The sequence below is a fragment of the Virgibacillus halotolerans genome, assembly GCF_016908515.1.
Classification (GTDB): domain Bacteria; phylum Bacillota; class Bacilli; order Bacillales; family Amphibacillaceae; genus Virgibacillus_M; species Virgibacillus_M halotolerans.
The window spans coordinates 126,249-142,551 of record NZ_JAFBEA010000003.1; the positions used below are offsets into that span (position 1 = coordinate 126,249).

Consider the following 16,303-nt stretch of genomic DNA (forward strand, 5'->3'; position numbering starts at 1 on the left):
TAATTAATAACCAACTTACATAATATAATGTCTTCTTGTTTGATTCAACTAATTTGCCTAGTATATTGTAAATGACATAAAACAATGCCAAATTAATTTAACACTTTAGCGTAGTGGGGGACTGTCCCCCACTAATATATTGCATTCTAGATGAAAAAATAGTATGATGGTTTTTCATTGATATATTGCATATGACGCTTAATGATATCAACTATAGAATCTTACATCATAGGGAGTTTGGATTGCATGAAGGATAAACTGGGATTTTCGTCTTATTTCGTAGTAGGGGTCATGTTGTTTGCCTTGTTTTTTGGAGCGGGAAACCTGATATTTCCGGCACAGCTTGGTCAATATGCAGGAACAAATTTATGGCCGGCAGTGATCGGATTTTTGATTACGGGCGTGGGGTTACCATTTCTTGGAATCCTAGCAATGGGATTCTCTGGGAGTCGTAACCTGCAGGAATTAGCGGGTCGCGTTCATCCAATTTATGGAATTATCTTTACTGCGCTTCTCTACTTAACCATTGGACCGTTTTTCGCCGCACCACGTACAGGTGCTGTAGCGTATGATATTGGTATTGCGCCATTTTTAGGAGAGAGTTTTGAAGGAGTAGGGTTAATCGTGTTCACATTATTGTTTTTTGCTGTGACACTGTGGCTTTCATTAAACCCTACCAAGATTGTAGACCGCGTTGGAAAAATATTATCGCCAGGAATTATTATCCTGTTGCTTGCTTTACTTGTTATGGTCATTGTGAAACCTATGGGTGCGATTGAAGCGCCGCAAGATGCCTATGCAGGCGGTGCATTCATGAAAGGTTTCACAGAAGGATATAACACGATGGATGCATTAGCATCTCTTGTATTTGGGATTATCGTTATCAATGCCATACATGCGCTTGGTGTAAAGTCTACGCGTGGCGTACTTGTTGCAACAGCAAAATCAGGCATTGTAGCTATTGCGTTTCTTGGTATACTTTATACTGGAATAGCTTATTTGGGAGCAACGAGTACGGAAGCAGTTGGACTTTTTGATACAGGTGGGCCTGTTCTTGGCAGTGCTGCATCCCATTATTTTGGAATGACAGGGTCTATCATGCTGACGATTGTTATCATACTTGCCTGTTTAACGACAAGTATTGGATTGATGACAGCTTGCGCTGAATACTTCCATACACTATTTCCAAAGATTAGCTATAAAATATTTGTATCTTTCTTTACAACCATGACGTTTGTCGTTGCAAACTTTGGATTAGCAAACATTATTAATTACTCGATTCCGGTATTAATGTTCCTTTATCCACTTGCGATTGTTTTAATGCTTTTGACATTTCTATCACCGTTATTCAATCATTCGCGAATTGTTTATGTTTCGGCAACAGTTGTTACATTTATGATTAGTATTATTGATGGCGTAAAGACATTTTGTGAGCTTTTCGAAATGGAATATTTCGGCTGGTTGGCACCTATTGTATCTTTCTATGAAGAAGTCTTGCCGCTTTATAGTGAAGGTCTTGGTTGGCTCTTGCCTGTTGTGATTGTGATTGCAATTACAGGGGTGATCGTCCACCTGCAAAGGCCGTCTGAAGTTCGTGCTTAAAAAAATCCGGTTTTCCCATAAATTAGTGGGGAACCGGATTTTTAATGTTATTCAGGCTTTTTAGTAGAACGAAATTCGTCGATGGCTCGAAGCCAATTTTTTCGCATGACAGAGGAGACCTCTGTGACATTTTTTTCTTTCATTAATTGAATGATTATATCGTGTTCGGCTATGGACTTTTCGGTTAAAATGATCGAGTTATGGAAAAATAATCTTCTAACATGTGCTTGCAGTTGTTCGATCATCGTAGGAATATAAGGATTGTTTGCGGTATCCACAATAATTTGATGGAATTCCTCATCGCTTTTCAATGCGGAGAAATAATTTTCTGACCGGATGTCCGCTGCAAATCGTTGATTCGTATTTTCAAGCAATGTAAGTGTATCAACTGTTAGATGAGCGATTGCCAGCTCAGCTGATAATGCTTGCAATGCGGCTAAAGGAGGAAGCAAGTCGTTAATTGATTCCTTTTCTATCTCTGTTACTTGTGTTGCCTTGCCGGGGAACAATTGAACAAATCCCTGTGCTTCTAGTAACTGCAAGGACTCTCGGATGGGGGTTCTGCTAACACCTAGGGCCTCCGCGAGCTCACTGTCATTTAACTTTTCACCTGGACGTAAAGTTCCATCAATGATCCATTGTTGTAATTGGTTAAATGCACTTTCTTTTGCAGACTTTCGAACTGGTTTCAAGTGATCAGCAGGTATCGGCATGATAATTCACCTTCCCTTAGTAATATTTTACAGCAACTATATATAGTATACAATATATTACGAAAAGTGTCATGCACGATTAGTTTGCAGGGTAAGAATGAATTTGTCTCATGGGCAAGCGTATTGGCATATGATGGTATGACCTTAATTTCCTGTGATAGGAAGGAGACTTGTTATGTATTATCACTGCCCGCTTTATTTCTTTCCTACTTATCTACAAAACTATCCACCTTACTATGCTCCGCAGTTATCACCAGTGCGTCAATATCCTCCGGTAGATACAAAGATATTGTCACAATCTGCGAAAACATTTAAGACACTTTTAAAGCAGGGTGAACTTCTTATAGATAAGTTTGCTGACAGAGAATTTTCTCATCAGATGATGGATGCGGCACAAAAAGGGGAACAAACAGAGGTGGATCGTTTAATTCAATCCGTCGAAGGGGTAACCGTTCCAGTTAAAGTTCGCTATACACCATCAGGCGTTCAAATTGATATTACCGCTCCTCAAGAAGGGGAAGGGAAGGACTGCTGTACCTTAACAATTACCCTGAAATGGGGATCCTGAATAGCGAAAGCCCCTCTATAAGGGGCTTTTGCTGTAAGGAAGTGAAACATAAACCTATTACAGAGGCGAACGGGCGCTTTACGTCGATTCCCGAATCACTATTCCTATTTGCTATTGCCAAACTGATTATATGCTCCATGCATGACTGGACCAACGTATGCATTCATTTTCCAGCCATGAGCAATTGCTGCAGTAACAAAATCCTTCGCCGCGATAACTGCGTCTTCCACAGATTTCCCATTTGCTAGATTTGCGGTGATCGCAGCTGCAAATGTACATCCGGCACCATGGTTATTGGTTGTGTTCAGTTTATCCTTTTCAAGCAGGATAAATTCACTTCCATCATAAAATAGATCAACGGCTTTTTCATGATCAAGCGCCTTCCCGCCTTTAATGACGACATTTTTAGCTCCAAGCTCATGAATTTTTACCGCTGCTTCTTTCATGCCATCAATTGTTTTAAGTGGGCCTGTTCTCGCAAGTTGTCCCGCCTCGAATAAATTAGGTGTTGCGATCGTTGCCCGTGGAATAAGCAATTCGCGCATTGCATCCGTGTTTTCTGGTTGCAATACTTCATCTTCGCCTTTGCACACCATTACGGGATCAATGACAATATTGTTTAGTTTATATTCATCCATTTTTCTAGCACCAAGTTCGATAATCTCGACTGAGCCGAGCATCCCGGTTTTCATAGCATCGACACCAATGGATAAAATCGTGCTTAATTGTTTCTCTACTGCATCCACATCGATTGGAAATACATCGTGACTCCAACCATTATCCGGGTCCATTGTTACAATGGAGGTAAGAGCATTCATGCCATACACACCATATTCCTGAAATGTTTTTAGATCTGCTTGTATACCTGCACCACCACTTGAATCAGATCCTGCAAGTGTTAATGTTTTTTTCATCGGCATAAAAATTCCCTCCAACTGTTATTTATATTAAAGTATCTATGAATAGGATATAATATTTATGAAGCTAGGGAAAGCATTATTTGGGGACAGTCCCCGAAAAGGAGGCAGATTTAATGGGAAATATCAATCAAAAAGTACATCCATTTCTTATGTTTGAAGGACAGGCAGAAGCAGCCATGAATGCATATACATCTATTTTTGACGACTCAGAAATTGTAAGTATAACACGCTATGGAGCGGATGAGGCTGGTGATGAAGGGACAGTCATGCAAGCCGTCTTCTCCATTAAAGGACAGGAGTTTATGTGCAGCGACAGTTATGTGAAGCATAACTTTACTTTCACTCCTTCCATATCTTTGTTTGTAACATTTGATTCAGAGGAAGAGATTGACCGCGTTTTTGAGGAACTGGCAGCAGATGGCAATGTGTTTATGCCGCTGGATGTTTATCCATTTAGTGATAAATTCGGCTGGGTAGGCGATGCGTTTGGGGTTACTTGGCAATTGAGTCTTATAAAAAAGGAATAGACGAAACAACGGTCGTTGAGCGGAATGAAACCCCTTTTGGACGTTGTTTATCTCCGCGGCGTTACTACTACACCCGCCTCTTCAAGTGGGTGTAGTAGTTGCGCTTATTTTTGTGTAACGCGGATGGTGAATAGTTTTCTAATGTGAACGGATCATCTGCGTTTAAAACCCCTGAGAGATATTACGAATTTGACTAACGATGTCAGAGATGATTTGGTCAGCAGATTTGTTTTGACTAAGGCGCGTATTTTGACCGGACCAAAGTGACATATATTCTGGTTTGTTCTGTTTGGCGGCTTCCTTTCGAATAGCATTTGTCATTGTATTCTGGATAGGGTAGTCAGGTAATTGTTGTTCATGTTGTTTCATGCTTGTGATAAATTTATTCTCGACACCTCTCGCTGGTTTCCCACTGAATGCGGAGGTCATAACAGGCCCGTCTTCTGCGCTATTCAATATTGCTTCTTTATGTTGCTTCTTTGCGCCGCTTTCAACACTGGTGACAAAAGCTGTTCCCATCTGTACACCTTGCGCTCCTAATATCACTGAGGCTAATACGCCACGCCCGTCCATAATACCACCGGCAGCAATAACAGGAATATTTACTCGGTCAACTACTTGGGGAACAAGAGCAACTGTACCAATCATCGCTTTTTCAAATGATCCATTAAAAGTTCCACGGTGTCCACCAGCTTCACTGCCTTGGACAACAACCATGTCCATACCACTTGCTTCATTCATGATAGCCTCTTCCACGGTTGTTGCTGTCCCAATCAAAATTTTATTTGCTGCTTTTAATTTTTGAATCATCTCTTTAGATGGGATGCCGAAAGTGAAACTAATGACTGGTACATTTTCCTCCAGAAGCACATCTATTTGTTCTGCGAATAATGTTGATGGAGTGTCCTCAGATATAGAAACGGGTGCAACACCTAATTCCTTTCTAATCGGTGACAGTAAATCATTGGTTTGGTCAATATAATCTTGTTTTGTTTCTGGGTACTCGGGATTAAACACATTCACCCCAAAAGGTTGAGTGGTTAGTTTATGAATGGCACGAATGGTATGCCTCATATCTTCGGCACGCATATATCCAGCACCTACATTTCCTAATCCACCGGCATTGGAAACTGCAGCAACTAATTCAGGAGTAGTTATACCTCCGGCCATACCCGCTTGAATAATAGGGTATTTGATTTTTAGCTGATCTGTTAATTGATTGCTATTCCACATTTATTATCCTCCTGATCAAAATTTCATTGCTTCTATATCTATGTTAACGATTACGAAGCATCGTGTAAAATAAAAATTAATGTTATTGTATAAATAATGCGAAAAATATGCCGAAATACGAACCAATCTTATTTATAGCAAGTAAGCATTGCAAAATCTATTATTATCGAATTTTACTTTGTTGTTAAAAATGGAGAGGAGTAATATAATGGTTCATTTTCGAAGCGCAAGAGAAGAAGATGTGTCGGCAATTGTTAAATTACTTGCTGATGATGAACTGGGAGCTACGCGTGAGCGTTATGTAGAAAAGCTGCCTATTGAATATTTTGAAGCGTTTGCAGAAATCGAACTGCAAAGGGGTAACCAGATTATCGTAGCTGTAGAAGACTCATCCATTATTGGCTGTCTCCAATTAACGATTATTCCGGGTTTGGCAAGGCTGGGTATGAAAAGGGCACAAATTGAAGCTGTACGTATTGATAGAGCGTATCGCGGTGAGGGGATAGGAGAAGCATTGTTCAAAGAAGCTATTTGCATCGCGAAGTCTGAGGAATGTGGCCTGGTGCAATTGACCACTGATAAGCAAAGGGAAGATGCCCATCGCTTTTATGATCGGTTAGGATTCGTAGCAAGTCATGAGGGGATGAAGTTGATTTTTTAACATTAAGTATTTTTAGGGACCGCCCATTTCTAACATTGAATGAACGGTGTCATGATTATGATTTCAGTCTGTAGCCTGATCCCCAGACTGTCTGAATGTACTGGGGATCGCTTGTATCTTTTTCGATTTTTTTACGGATCTTTTTGACGTGAACAGTTACTGTTGCGTTATCTCCCATCGCATCGAATCCCCAAATGCTTTCAAATAAATGATCTTTGGAGAAAACCTGATTTGGATGGCGAGCAAAAAATGTTAGTAAATCAAATTCCTTGGTTGTGAAATTAACTTCTTTGCCGTTGATATAAACTTGCCTGGAAACTGTATTGAGATGTAGTCCTCGAATATGAATTTCATCTTTCAGTGTGTCGGTTTGGATCAACCGTTGATATCTCGCCAGGTGTGCTTTTACACGTGCAACCAATTCACTTGGACTAAACGGTTTGACGATATAATCATCCGCGCCGAGTCCTAAACCACGAATTTTATCAATATCCTCATGTTTCGCGGTGACCATCAGAATCGGGATGTTTTTTTCCTTACGAATTTGCTTACACAGTTCAAAGCCATCCATATGGGGGAGCATGACATCTAGTAAAATTAAATCGTAATGGTGATGAATAGCGGCCTCTAGACCACTTTTCCCATCCGGAGCGATGTCAGCCTGAACCCCCCCAATTTCAAGGTAATCTCTTTCCAATTCAGCAATGCTTTGATCATCCTCAATGATTAATATCTTTTTACTCATGGTTATCTCCTTCAGACTTTTTTAATGTGAAGTGGATGGCGAGGCCTTTATCAGGTAGATTTTCTGCCCAAATGGAACCCCCATGTGCTTCAATGATTTGTGATGCGATGGCTAGGCCAAGTCCGCTACCTTGTGTACTTCTGGATGGGTCAGTTCGGTAAAATCGGTTGAATATTGTTGAGACTTCTTCCTCTGAAACACCAGGTCCGTTATCCATAATAGTTACTTTAACCACTTGTTCCTGATCAGTAAGTAAGACGGTAATTCGACCGGTGCTTTTATCCATATATTTTACGCTATTAAAGATAAGATTTTCCATGACACGGATGAGTTTGTCTCTATCTAACATAACATGTTTCTGAAAGTCCTTTGTATCCAGTTTTAACTGAATGTTCTTTCCTGCGAGCTCTGATGCAATCTCGTCTAAATAGTCCTGTACAAATGCGTGTATATTTACAGATTCAAAATAGAAAGGAAGTTTTTTTACATCCAATTTTGAGTATAGAGAGAGCTCTTCAATTAACCGATTCATATATGTTGCTTTTGTGTGGATGGTTTCAAGATATCGTTCTTGCTTGGCAACTGAATTGGCGACACCATCCTGGATACCTTCTACATACCCAAGTATAGAGGTAACTGGCGTTTTTAAATCATGGGAAATATTTGCGATTAATTCCCTGCGATTATTTTCATATTTATCTCGTAATGCTAAGGACTCTTTCAGCTGTGCACGCATTGTATCAAAAGACTGAACAAGTTGTCCGAGTTCGTCCTTGCTTTTGGATTGAACAGAGAAGTCCAAGTTGCCTTTGCTAACCTTTTCTGATGCATCAGAAAGCTGTTTGACAGGAAGCAAAATGCCTCGTGACATGAAATAAGATAGCAGTACGTTGGTCAAGATAAGGACAACGATTAAACTAATAAAAATGATCGGGAAGAATGTCCTGGCAAATTTCACAAAGGATGCGGCATGATCTAAGAGAAATATAGAACCCTCTGTACCATCGTTGAAATAAAAATCATGTTGTCTAATCGAATAATGTTCCTGCCCAAACCGTGCTCCTGCCGGGTCATATCCTTCATTCCCAAACGAAGGGAGATCCTCATTTGAAATGATTTTCAAATGATCGGTTGTATAAATAAAGCTTTCTCCTTTACGGATAGCAATATTAAAATCCTGATTATTTGTCAGGGTGCTCATATAGTCCCCGTCGGACAACTTTTCTTGTTCCAATGAAGCAGCCTTTTTTAGATCGTTAAATACTTCCGAAGTAGGCGCTTCGGTTGATTGCCAGCGCTGTTTGAAGTGATTTCCCTTAAACCCGCCATTAATCACGATATTGAATAAGAATATAATTAACAAAATAATGATAATTGGCATCACAATCATGGCGAAGTTAGATAAGAAGAGACGTTTGCGAATTGACATATCATTCTCCTTTGAGATAAGTATTCATGATACTTATCATAATAGCAAAAAATAAACGGCAACTGGACAAATCATAGATAAAAAGCCCACAACTATAAAATGTGGGCATTCTAGAAAGGTTATCTTTTTAGCGTTTCCTTTACTTCTTGATATTCTTCTTTACTAATTTCTCCTCTTGCAAGGCGGTTTTCTAAAATCGTCATAGCATCATATGGATTGTGGAAACATGTTCCTCTTCTACGTCTCCACATCACCATATTTGCAATAAATAATCCAACAATCAATAAAAAGAATATGAAAGCAAATGGATGAAAATTTGCCCAAAATATATCAATCAACTCCTATCATTTTTTGATTATTTCTGTTGTTTACGCCTGCCCCATGGCTTAAAGACGGAAATGGTAAAGATGAAGATCAGTGAAATAATTTGAATGGTGATGCCGATCCATAAATCAATTTGCAGCATGAACATATTCGTTTGATCAGTGATTGTTTCCACTCGACTTAGGGCTTGTAGTGTCCAGGCGTATATTCCCCATAGATTGAAACCAATGAGCATTATCGTGATGATTTGTTTTGCAATGATCCAATAAAATTGAAATAATCCCCATTTTGTCCAAATAGAAAGAAGAATTCCTGTTACAGTGGTCCCAATGGTTGATGCCTTCACAGATGTACTAGCGAGAACATGCATGATTTGATAACAGCTTTTGATCAGTTGTGCATTTTCTGTTGTCGCTGCAGTAATACTTAAAATAAGAAGTGTCACCATATTTCCAAACATGATCGCAGCAAATAAAATATGGATGGTTAGCAATCCCCTTTTAGATGTCATGGACAACTTCATTATTTCACCTCCTCAACTGTTTACATCATAACAAGTAAAAATGAACACCATCTGAAGCATTTATAAACTTTCTATAAACTGACATGGAAAGTTCCTTTGAAGGATTGTCTTCATTCGGGTATGTTAGGATTAATGGTAACAAGGTGGATAAGAGAGTAGGTATAATAATGAAAGTAAATCCATATTTAGAGAGAATAAAAGCTGGCCCTGTGAAAGAAAATAGTTTGGAAGAACTTAGCAAATTACAGTACCAACATATGCTTCATGTACCATTTGAAAATTTGGATGTAATGCATCATGTTCCGATTCCGTTGGATGTGGAAGTTTATTATAAAAAGGTTGTTTTAAATCATCGGGGAGGATTTTGTTATGAATTAAACGGTTTGTTTCACTGGTTACTGCAAAGTCTTGGGTTTTCATGTCAGCTAGCATCAGCTACGATTAATCGCCCGGATGGTACGTGGGCAAGATCTGGAAGTCATGCATGTACGATTGTTATGCTAGATCAACCCTATTTAGTAGATGTTGGCTTTGGAGATTCCGCCAGATCACCATTGTCATTAACAGGTGAAATTCATGAAGATATCAGTGGAACTTATCGGGTTAAAAAAGTGGAAACGCATATTTATGATGTTGAGCGACAGCAGGTAGGCGATGATGCGTGGGATACGATCTATCGTCTGGATACAAAGCCGATGAATTTAAAGGACTTTGCTGCGGCTTGTGTATTTAACCAAAAATCAATGCATTCTCCTTTTACCCAAAAGGAAATTGTCACACTTGCAACTTTAGAAGGCAGGGTAACACTTTCCGGCAATGTTTTAACAATTACCCGCCATGGTGTAAAACAGCAGCAAACCATTAGTGAAGAAGAAAGACCATATGTATTGGAAAAGTATTTTCAGATTGGGGACAGTCCCTTACCACGCTAACGCGTTAAAGGGGTGGGGGACTGTCCCCATTTTAAATAATTTACTACCTTGCAATAAACAGTACTGTGTGGTAAATTAATATTAACAGGTACTGTTCAATGCAAGGTAGTGGTAATTGATGAATGGAGTGACAATAGTGAACGTACAATTTAAAAAAGGTATCTTAGAAATTTGTGTGCTTGTATTATTGGATAAACAAGATCGATACGGTTATGAATTGGTTCAGAAAATCTCAGATAAAATTGAAATATCGGAAGGATCTATGTATCCACTTTTAAGAAGATTAACGAAAGAAGGCTATTTTACAACTTACTTCCAGGAATCTACCGGCGGGCCTGCTCGTAAATATTATAAATTGACAGAGCAGGGGAGAAATTATTTGCATGAACAGATGCAGGAATGGAAGGAATTTTCAAGGGCTGTGAATCAATTGATAGAGGAAGGTGTCAGCAATGAATAAAGAACAATTTTTAAAAAGCTTAGATAAATCTTTAAAACGACTTTCTTCAGATGAACGTCGAGAAATTATACAGGATTTCGAAGAGCATTTTGCGTTTGGATTAGAAGAAGGGAAAACAGAGGAAGAAATTGCAGCCTCGCTTGGCTCGCCAAACCAAATTGCGAAAGAATTACTCGCTTCCCATCATATGGAAAAAGTGGAGGCAACTGCATCAACCGGTAATATTTTCCGGGCAGTATGGGCTGTTATCGGTTTGGGGTTCTTTAACTTAGTGATCGTGCTTGGCCCCTTTATTGCACTAGCCGGAGTGGCTTTTGCTGGATGGGCAACGGGGATTGCGTTTATTGTGTCACCATTATTAGTGCTGGTAAATGCGGTAATATATCCGGAAACATTTGCACTCTTTGACTTATTCCTATCAATAATGTTGTCAGGTCTTGGGTTATTTATTGCGATTGGGATGTTTTTTGCAACGCGCGGATTAAGCAGCGGATTTGTTCGATATTTACAATTTAATGTAAAGCTTGTAAAAGGTGGGATGAAACATGATTAAAAAAATATCAATTGTTGCTTTAATACTTTTACTGGTTGGTATTGTAGGAAGTATCTTCACATTTAAATCAATAAATACAGCCAAAGACGTTACAGAAGAAAAAGTAGAAATTCAAGATGCATTCGATGAAATAGAGATTTCATCGAATGAAGCGAGGGTGGAAGTACTTCCCACAAGCGATTCGAAAGCCACAATAGAGCTAAGTGGTAAACATTCGAACTACCATTTATCGGCTGATGTTGAAGCATCTACACTTAAGGTAGATGTAGGCTATAGGCAGAACAAACTTTTTAACTTTGATTTTACTTCGGCGCTTTTAACGTTAAAAGTATACGTCCCTGAAAAGTTATATCAGTCCCTGCAAATAGAAAGCGGTAATGGACGTGCCCAAGTAGACGATTTACAGGCGAAAAATGTTTATGTAAAAACAGACAATGGGCATATTAAATTGAATAACTTGGAGAGTTCTAAGGTCACTGCCGAAGCAGATAATGGAACGATTGATCTGAAAAATGTAGCATCGTCTGCCGTTAATATAAGAGCAGATAACGGGAAAATTCATTTAGACAATGTAGAGGGTAATCTTTCTGGTAAAACAAACAATGGAAGTATTTCGCTTGTAACACATGATTTAGATCGCGCGATAGATTTTGAAACAGATAATGGGAAGATCAAAATCCAAACGGAAAAAGACCCAACCAATGTTATTTTTGATATAAAATTAGACAATGGAAAAGCTGATATTTTCGGAAAAACAAATTGGGATACCGTTATTGGCGACGGAGAGCATTTAATTAAGTTAACAGCGGGAAACGGTAAAATTACAGTGACAAAATAAGGGGACTGTCCCCACGATAAGGGGTATTTACTATGAAAAAACAGAAGGTGTATATACTCCTTACAGATACAGGAACACTTTTTACAAAAATGATAAAGTTATATACAAAAAAACCGTATAATCATGCGTCCATCGCGTTTGGTCGGAACTTGATGGAAGCCTACAGCTTTGGAAGGAAAAATCCCCGTAATCCATTTAAAGGCGGATTTGTAAGGGAAGATATACAGGGACATTTATTTCAACAAGCAAGATGTTCTGTTTATTGTTGTACTGTCACGGATGATGAACTGCAAAAAATGAATGATTATGTAGATGAAATGGAAGCAAAAAAGGATCTCTATCGGTATAATTTAATTGGATTATTCGCTGTTATTTTTAATAAACCGCTGGAAAGAAGGAATGCCTTTTTCTGCTCTCAATTTGTTGCTACTGTATTGTTGGAATGTAATGTCGTTGCATTTGAAAAGCCTTTATCACTAATAACACCTCACGACTTGCAAGCGTCTCCTGAATTTGAACTCGTTTATCAAGGAAAGGTTGCAGGTTTTTATACAGGAACAGAGATGGAATTGATGCACGCCATATAGGCGAATGCTTATTTCAAATAATAACCCCTATAAATTTTGTGTTTGGGGGTTATTACTTTCGCTAATATTGCTATCCTCGTAAAGGGAAATTCCAGCGTAATATATATTGCAAAAAAGTAAAGCACATCACTTGTGTAAATAAGTGATGTGCTTTATATGTTTTTTTAAAACTCTTCATAAGTAGCAGGATCCTGATCTTTATTTCTACCATCAGGGCGAGTTAATGTTGCAATGGTACTCATTTCTGTGTCATCAAGAGTAAAATCAAAAATGGATATATTTTCAAGTTGTCGTTTAGGTGATGCGGACTTAGGAATTGGGATTGCCCCGAGTTGATAATGCCAACGTAAAATAACTTGTGAAATAGACTTGTTATGATGATCGGCAATCTTCTTTATCGTTTCATTTTGTAAGACTGTGTTTGCTCGGGCTAATGGACTCCAGGATTCTGTTTTCACATTATTTTCTTCATGCCATTTCCTTTGTTGTTCCTGGTTGAAAAATGGATGTAATTCGATTTGGTTGATGCTTGGCATAACACCAGTTTCCTTTTCTAAACGTTCCATATGTTCAGGTAGAAAATTGCAAACACCAATAGATCGAACTAGTCCCCATTTTTTAGCGTCAACTAATGCTTGCCAAGCTTCAACATAGTTATCTTGTTTAGGGTTTGGCCAATGAATAAGATATAAATCATAATAATCCAAGTTTGCGCGATATAAAGATTCTTGAATGGTAGGAACAGCTTTATCATATGTTTGATAGCGACCCGGTAATTTAGATGTAATTCTTAAATCAGTTCTTGGAACAGAACTGCGTCTAACAGCTTCACCTACAGTTCCCTCATTTTCGTAATTATAAGCGGTATCAATTAATCGATAACCAACATCAATGGCACTATTTATCGCGTTGGCACCCTCATTTCCATTCAGATTATATGTACCAAAACCGATAACTGGCAAAGTAACGCCATCATTAAGTGTGATTTCTGGAATTGATTTATTCATAACGAACCACTCCTTTCAATATTAATTCAAGAATACCATCAATCTGAATGAAGATTCAAATATATTGTGTTGGGGGACAGTCCCCCAACACGTTAACGCATTAAATCGTTGAGGGACTGTCCCTATATTCTCCGACATAAGTGTAATACGCTTGCCTGCTAGGTTCTTGAAATGATGATAATATTTTCTTGGTTTCAACGATGGGATTATGTGTGGTTTCGTCTAGGTAAATTGCATAACTGCTCCAAAAGTAATGTTCTGGCTTGCGAACTATTTTTGCTTCAACAGGATTTAAATGAATATAGCTGCTAGCTCTCAGAAAGTAATTTTCCGAATCTATGATGTTCGAATGATAGCGATCCTGAAAAACGTGACCAGTTAATTCATAGCGTTTGTTGAAATGAATGGCGTATCGGGTGTGGATAAATTTGAAGATGGAGCCAGGGGGGTCATCTCGTGTTTCCAAGAGCAGATGAATATGGTTGGGCATGAGGCAATATGCATGAATGTCAAAGGGGATATCTTGCTTGCATGCTTTAATAAGATCCAAGTAATACTGGTAATCCTGTGCATCATAAAACATGGTATCACGTCTATTTCCTCGGGCTGTAATGTGATAAATAGCGCCTGGGAACCATGTGCGGGGTTTTCGAGCCACTGTATTATTCCTCCTTCTTTAATCCTTCCCATTATATATAGACATACAGCACAGAACAAACATGTGAAAATAGGTTTTAATATACGTAGGAGCAGAAAAATGCTATTTTATCTATATAAAATTGACGAACACTAACAGTTTCCGCTTATAAAATCTGAATTCGATGATGCTAATGAGCATTAAAAAAACCTTGTAAGGTGTTAACCTTACAAGGTTCCAAACCACTTTAATACTTTAATGCGGTAGTTTGGTGGGGGACTGTCCCCGTTTATGTCAATTGTTGTTCGGCAAATTGTCGATACAATGCATGTGATTGGGTTAATTCCTGGTGTGTTCCGCTTCCGGTAACGCGCCCTTTTTCAATGAAAATAATATTATCGGCATGAATGATCGTTGATAGCCGGTGTGCAATGACGAAGGTTGTTCGTCCTTCCATTAAACGGGTTAATGCTTGCTGAACGACACTCTCTGATTGGCTGTCAAGGCTTGCGGTTGCCTCATCCATCATCAGGATTTTAGGATCTCTTAAAAAAGCACGTGCAATTGCGATTCGTTGCCTTTGACCACCGGAAAGTTTTACGCCACGTTCACCAACTTCTGTATCCAATCCGTGGGAAAACTCTTTAATAAATTGATCGGCATAAGCCATTTTAGCTACTTCCCATAGCCGCTCATCCGGTATCTTTTCCCAATTTTGTAATCCATAGCACAGGTTTTCTCGTATCGTTCCAGCCATCATGGCACTTTCTTGCGATACATAACCAATTTGACTGCGCCATGACTTCATTGATAAATCTTTGATCGGTGTATCTCCAATTTTAATTTCACCGGATGTTGGTTCGTAAAAGCGTTCGAGTAACCCAAATGTGGTTGTTTTACCGCCACCACTTGGACCGGCAAAGGCAATCATTTCGCCGGGACGCGCTACAAAGGAAACATCTTCTAAAACAGATTCATCCTCATCATATGCAAATGATACATGGTTAACATGCACAGGTTTGTTGGCTACATCGATATCCAATCCATCCTGTCCTTTTTCCAACGGGATATCCAATATCTCGATGATTCGTTCTGTCGCACCCTTTGCCTTTTGTAATTGGGTGAAAAACATCGCAAACGAAGTTATTGGCATAATGATTTGGAAAAGATATAGCAGGAAAGCAACAAGTGATCCAGTTGACATCGTTCCGTTTGCAACACGCATGCCACCATAGCCAATAATCGTTACGATGACAATCATGATGACCATATACATTAGCGGACCGATTAAGGCAAGAATCTTCGCCTCTTTGAGTCCAAATCCAAGTAGTTTTCCAATACCATTAAGTCCTTTTGCTTCTTCATTTTTTTCTGCATTGGATGCTTTCATTAGACGGCTTTCACTGAGTGTTTGTTGAATGTCCCCGGTAAACACTGCTGTCTGATCTTGTAGACCGCGTGATATTTTGGCCATTCGACGACCAAGCGGAATCATGACCGCGACCGTAATCGGAACAGCTAGTAACATGACTAGTGTCATTTTCCAGTCCATAATCAGCAAAATTGTGACCGCGCCGATGATGGAAATAATGCCTGTAACGAACTGTGGAAAATGCTCAGAGATTAAATCTTTTACAATATTTGTATCATTTACTACCCGGCTTACCGTTTCGCCGCTGGATGTTTTATCAAAATAGCTGACAGGTAAGCGGATAAGCTTAACCCACATATTTTCCCGTAGTCTAGCTACGATTTTTTGCCCGACGGCTGTCAAGAGATACGTAGAAACGCCGTTGACAACTGCTTGGACGATGAACGCAGCGACAATCGCAATGATCAGTGGAACGCTTAACGATGATACGGAGAAGCCATCCACTAAATTCTTGGTTAATAATGGGACAACAAGACCAGCAATGGTTGTAATGATACTCGTGATTAAACCGAAAGTTAGTGCCAGTTTCGGAATGTTTGTAGATAGAATAAGCGAGATAAATGGCTTAAGTCCCTTTTGTTTGTTTTTCATAAAATGTAACTCCTGTTCTTT

At 39.1% G+C, this 16,303-nt stretch carries 19 protein-coding genes; 9 read left to right on the top strand and 10 right to left on the bottom strand.

Going from position 1 to position 16,303, the window contains the following annotated elements:
- Positions 1–246: 246 nt before the first annotated feature.
- Positions 247–1,602 carry a branched-chain amino acid transport system II carrier protein gene (gene brnQ / locus JOC34_RS09310; RefSeq protein ID WP_205136488.1) on the top strand — a complete coding sequence of 452 codons (1,356 nt, stop codon included), beginning with the start codon at positions 247–249 and terminating at the stop codon, positions 1,600–1,602.
- A gap of 47 nt (positions 1,603–1,649) precedes the next feature.
- Here the strand turns inward: brnQ and JOC34_RS09315 are convergent, their stop codons facing one another.
- Positions 1,650–2,315, bottom strand: coding sequence for a GntR family transcriptional regulator (locus tag JOC34_RS09315; protein ID WP_205136489.1), 666 nt, complete (start codon positions 2,313–2,315; stop codon positions 1,650–1,652).
- A gap of 175 nt (positions 2,316–2,490) precedes the next feature.
- On the opposite strand from JOC34_RS09315, the gene JOC34_RS09320 reads away from it, so the two are divergent.
- A complete protein-coding gene (locus JOC34_RS09320; protein ID WP_205136490.1) occupies positions 2,491–2,883 on the top strand; it encodes a YuzC family spore coat inner layer protein in 393 nt (130 codons plus the stop codon).
- A 104-nt stretch (positions 2,884–2,987) separates the two neighbouring features.
- Here the strand turns inward: JOC34_RS09320 and pdxK are convergent, their stop codons facing one another.
- On the bottom strand, positions 2,988–3,803 hold the full coding sequence (gene pdxK / locus JOC34_RS09325; protein WP_205136491.1) for a pyridoxine/pyridoxal/pyridoxamine kinase: 816 nt from the start codon (positions 3,801–3,803) through the stop codon (positions 2,988–2,990).
- A gap of 113 nt (positions 3,804–3,916) precedes the next feature.
- Here pdxK and JOC34_RS09330 point away from each other — a divergent pair, with 113 nt between their 5' ends.
- Positions 3,917–4,330: a VOC family protein gene (locus JOC34_RS09330; RefSeq protein WP_205136492.1), complete on the top strand. Its 414-nt coding sequence runs from the start codon at positions 3,917–3,919 to the stop codon at positions 4,328–4,330.
- 162 nt (positions 4,331–4,492) lie between these two features.
- Here the strand turns inward: JOC34_RS09330 and JOC34_RS09335 are convergent, their stop codons facing one another.
- Positions 4,493–5,563: an NAD(P)H-dependent flavin oxidoreductase gene (locus JOC34_RS09335; protein WP_205136493.1), complete on the bottom strand. Its 1,071-nt coding sequence runs from the start codon at positions 5,561–5,563 to the stop codon at positions 4,493–4,495.
- Positions 5,564–5,771: 208 nt separating this feature from the next.
- On the opposite strand from JOC34_RS09335, the gene JOC34_RS09340 reads away from it, so the two are divergent.
- Complete coding sequence (locus JOC34_RS09340) at positions 5,772–6,224, top strand: GNAT family N-acetyltransferase (RefSeq protein ID WP_205136494.1); 453 nt, start codon at positions 5,772–5,774, stop codon at positions 6,222–6,224.
- Between the two features lie 55 nt (positions 6,225–6,279).
- On the opposite strand, the gene JOC34_RS09345 is transcribed toward JOC34_RS09340, so the two are convergent.
- The 4 genes from JOC34_RS09345 to JOC34_RS09360 form a co-directional block, all read right to left on the bottom strand.
- The gene (locus tag JOC34_RS09345) at positions 6,280–6,975 is read right to left on the bottom strand and encodes a response regulator (protein WP_205136822.1); all 696 of its coding nucleotides are present in this window, start codon (positions 6,973–6,975) and stop codon (positions 6,280–6,282) included.
- Positions 6,962–8,398 carry a sensor histidine kinase gene (locus JOC34_RS09350; RefSeq protein ID WP_205136495.1) on the bottom strand — a complete coding sequence of 479 codons (1,437 nt, stop codon included), beginning with the start codon at positions 8,396–8,398 and terminating at the stop codon, positions 6,962–6,964. Before JOC34_RS09350 ends, JOC34_RS09345 begins: the two co-directional genes overlap by 14 nt.
- A 119-nt stretch (positions 8,399–8,517) precedes the next feature.
- Positions 8,518–8,736, bottom strand: coding sequence for an SHOCT domain-containing protein (locus JOC34_RS09355; RefSeq protein WP_205136496.1), 219 nt, complete (start codon positions 8,734–8,736; stop codon positions 8,518–8,520).
- 17 nt (positions 8,737–8,753) lie between these two features.
- Positions 8,754–9,245 (bottom strand): hypothetical protein, encoded by a 492-nt coding sequence (locus tag JOC34_RS09360; protein ID WP_239544232.1) that lies wholly within the window; start codon positions 9,243–9,245, stop codon positions 8,754–8,756.
- 167 nt (positions 9,246–9,412) lie between these two features.
- On the opposite strand from JOC34_RS09360, the gene JOC34_RS09365 reads away from it, so the two are divergent.
- The 5 genes from JOC34_RS09365 to JOC34_RS09385 all read left to right on the top strand — a co-directional run bounded on the left by JOC34_RS09365 (position 9,413) and on the right by JOC34_RS09385 (position 12,615).
- Positions 9,413–10,177 (top strand): arylamine N-acetyltransferase family protein, encoded by a 765-nt coding sequence (locus JOC34_RS09365; RefSeq protein ID WP_205136497.1) that lies wholly within the window; start codon positions 9,413–9,415, stop codon positions 10,175–10,177.
- 136 nt (positions 10,178–10,313) lie between these two features.
- Positions 10,314–10,637 (top strand): helix-turn-helix transcriptional regulator, encoded by a 324-nt coding sequence (locus JOC34_RS09370; protein WP_205136498.1) that lies wholly within the window; start codon positions 10,314–10,316, stop codon positions 10,635–10,637.
- Positions 10,630–11,190: a DUF1700 domain-containing protein gene (locus tag JOC34_RS09375; protein WP_205136499.1), complete on the top strand. Its 561-nt coding sequence runs from the start codon at positions 10,630–10,632 to the stop codon at positions 11,188–11,190. Before JOC34_RS09370 ends, JOC34_RS09375 begins: the two co-directional genes overlap by 8 nt.
- Positions 11,183–12,028, top strand: coding sequence for a DUF4097 family beta strand repeat-containing protein (locus JOC34_RS09380; protein ID WP_205136500.1), 846 nt, complete (start codon positions 11,183–11,185; stop codon positions 12,026–12,028). Before JOC34_RS09375 ends, JOC34_RS09380 begins: the two co-directional genes overlap by 8 nt.
- A 32-nt stretch (positions 12,029–12,060) precedes the next feature.
- A complete protein-coding gene (locus JOC34_RS09385; RefSeq protein ID WP_205136501.1) occupies positions 12,061–12,615 on the top strand; it encodes a hypothetical protein in 555 nt (184 codons plus the stop codon).
- 164 nt (positions 12,616–12,779) lie between these two features.
- On the opposite strand, the gene JOC34_RS09390 is transcribed toward JOC34_RS09385, so the two are convergent.
- The 3 genes from JOC34_RS09390 to JOC34_RS09400 all read right to left on the bottom strand — a co-directional run bounded on the left by JOC34_RS09390 (position 12,780) and on the right by JOC34_RS09400 (position 16,282).
- A complete protein-coding gene (locus tag JOC34_RS09390; RefSeq protein WP_205136502.1) occupies positions 12,780–13,622 on the bottom strand; it encodes an aldo/keto reductase in 843 nt (280 codons plus the stop codon).
- 100 nt (positions 13,623–13,722) lie between these two features.
- The gene (locus JOC34_RS09395; RefSeq protein ID WP_205136503.1) at positions 13,723–14,280 is read right to left on the bottom strand and encodes an REP-associated tyrosine transposase; all 558 of its coding nucleotides are present in this window, start codon (positions 14,278–14,280) and stop codon (positions 13,723–13,725) included.
- Positions 14,281–14,548: 268 nt separating this feature from the next.
- Positions 14,549–16,282 (bottom strand): ABC transporter ATP-binding protein, encoded by a 1,734-nt coding sequence (locus JOC34_RS09400; protein ID WP_205136504.1) that lies wholly within the window; start codon positions 16,280–16,282, stop codon positions 14,549–14,551.
- Between the last annotated feature and the right edge of the window lie 21 nt (positions 16,283–16,303).

Excerpts from the sequence above, each read along its gene's own strand:
- brnQ (WP_205136488.1), top strand. The coding sequence starts at position 247 with ATGAAGGATAAACTGGGATTTTCGTCTTATTTCGTAGTAGGGGTCATG.
- JOC34_RS09315 (WP_205136489.1), bottom strand. The coding sequence starts at position 2,315 with ATGCCGATACCTGCTGATCACTTGAAACCAGTTCGAAAGTCTGCAAAA.
- JOC34_RS09320 (WP_205136490.1), top strand. The coding sequence starts at position 2,491 with ATGTATTATCACTGCCCGCTTTATTTCTTTCCTACTTATCTACAAAAC.
- pdxK (WP_205136491.1), bottom strand. The coding sequence starts at position 3,803 with ATGCCGATGAAAAAAACATTAACACTTGCAGGATCTGATTCAAGTGGT.
- JOC34_RS09330 (WP_205136492.1), top strand. The coding sequence starts at position 3,917 with ATGGGAAATATCAATCAAAAAGTACATCCATTTCTTATGTTTGAAGGA.
- JOC34_RS09335 (WP_205136493.1), bottom strand. The coding sequence starts at position 5,563 with ATGTGGAATAGCAATCAATTAACAGATCAGCTAAAAATCAAATACCCT.
- JOC34_RS09340 (WP_205136494.1), top strand. The coding sequence starts at position 5,772 with ATGGTTCATTTTCGAAGCGCAAGAGAAGAAGATGTGTCGGCAATTGTT.
- JOC34_RS09350 (WP_205136495.1), bottom strand. The coding sequence starts at position 8,398 with ATGTCAATTCGCAAACGTCTCTTCTTATCTAACTTCGCCATGATTGTG.
- JOC34_RS09360 (WP_239544232.1), bottom strand. The coding sequence starts at position 9,245 with ATGAAGTTGTCCATGACATCTAAAAGGGGATTGCTAACCATCCATATT.
- JOC34_RS09365 (WP_205136497.1), top strand. The coding sequence starts at position 9,413 with ATGAAAGTAAATCCATATTTAGAGAGAATAAAAGCTGGCCCTGTGAAA.
- JOC34_RS09375 (WP_205136499.1), top strand. The coding sequence starts at position 10,630 with ATGAATAAAGAACAATTTTTAAAAAGCTTAGATAAATCTTTAAAACGA.
- JOC34_RS09380 (WP_205136500.1), top strand. The coding sequence starts at position 11,183 with ATGATTAAAAAAATATCAATTGTTGCTTTAATACTTTTACTGGTTGGT.
- JOC34_RS09385 (WP_205136501.1), top strand. The coding sequence starts at position 12,061 with ATGAAAAAACAGAAGGTGTATATACTCCTTACAGATACAGGAACACTT.
- JOC34_RS09390 (WP_205136502.1), bottom strand. The coding sequence starts at position 13,622 with ATGAATAAATCAATTCCAGAAATCACACTTAATGATGGCGTTACTTTG.
- JOC34_RS09400 (WP_205136504.1), bottom strand. The coding sequence starts at position 16,282 with ATGAAAAACAAACAAAAGGGACTTAAGCCATTTATCTCGCTTATTCTA.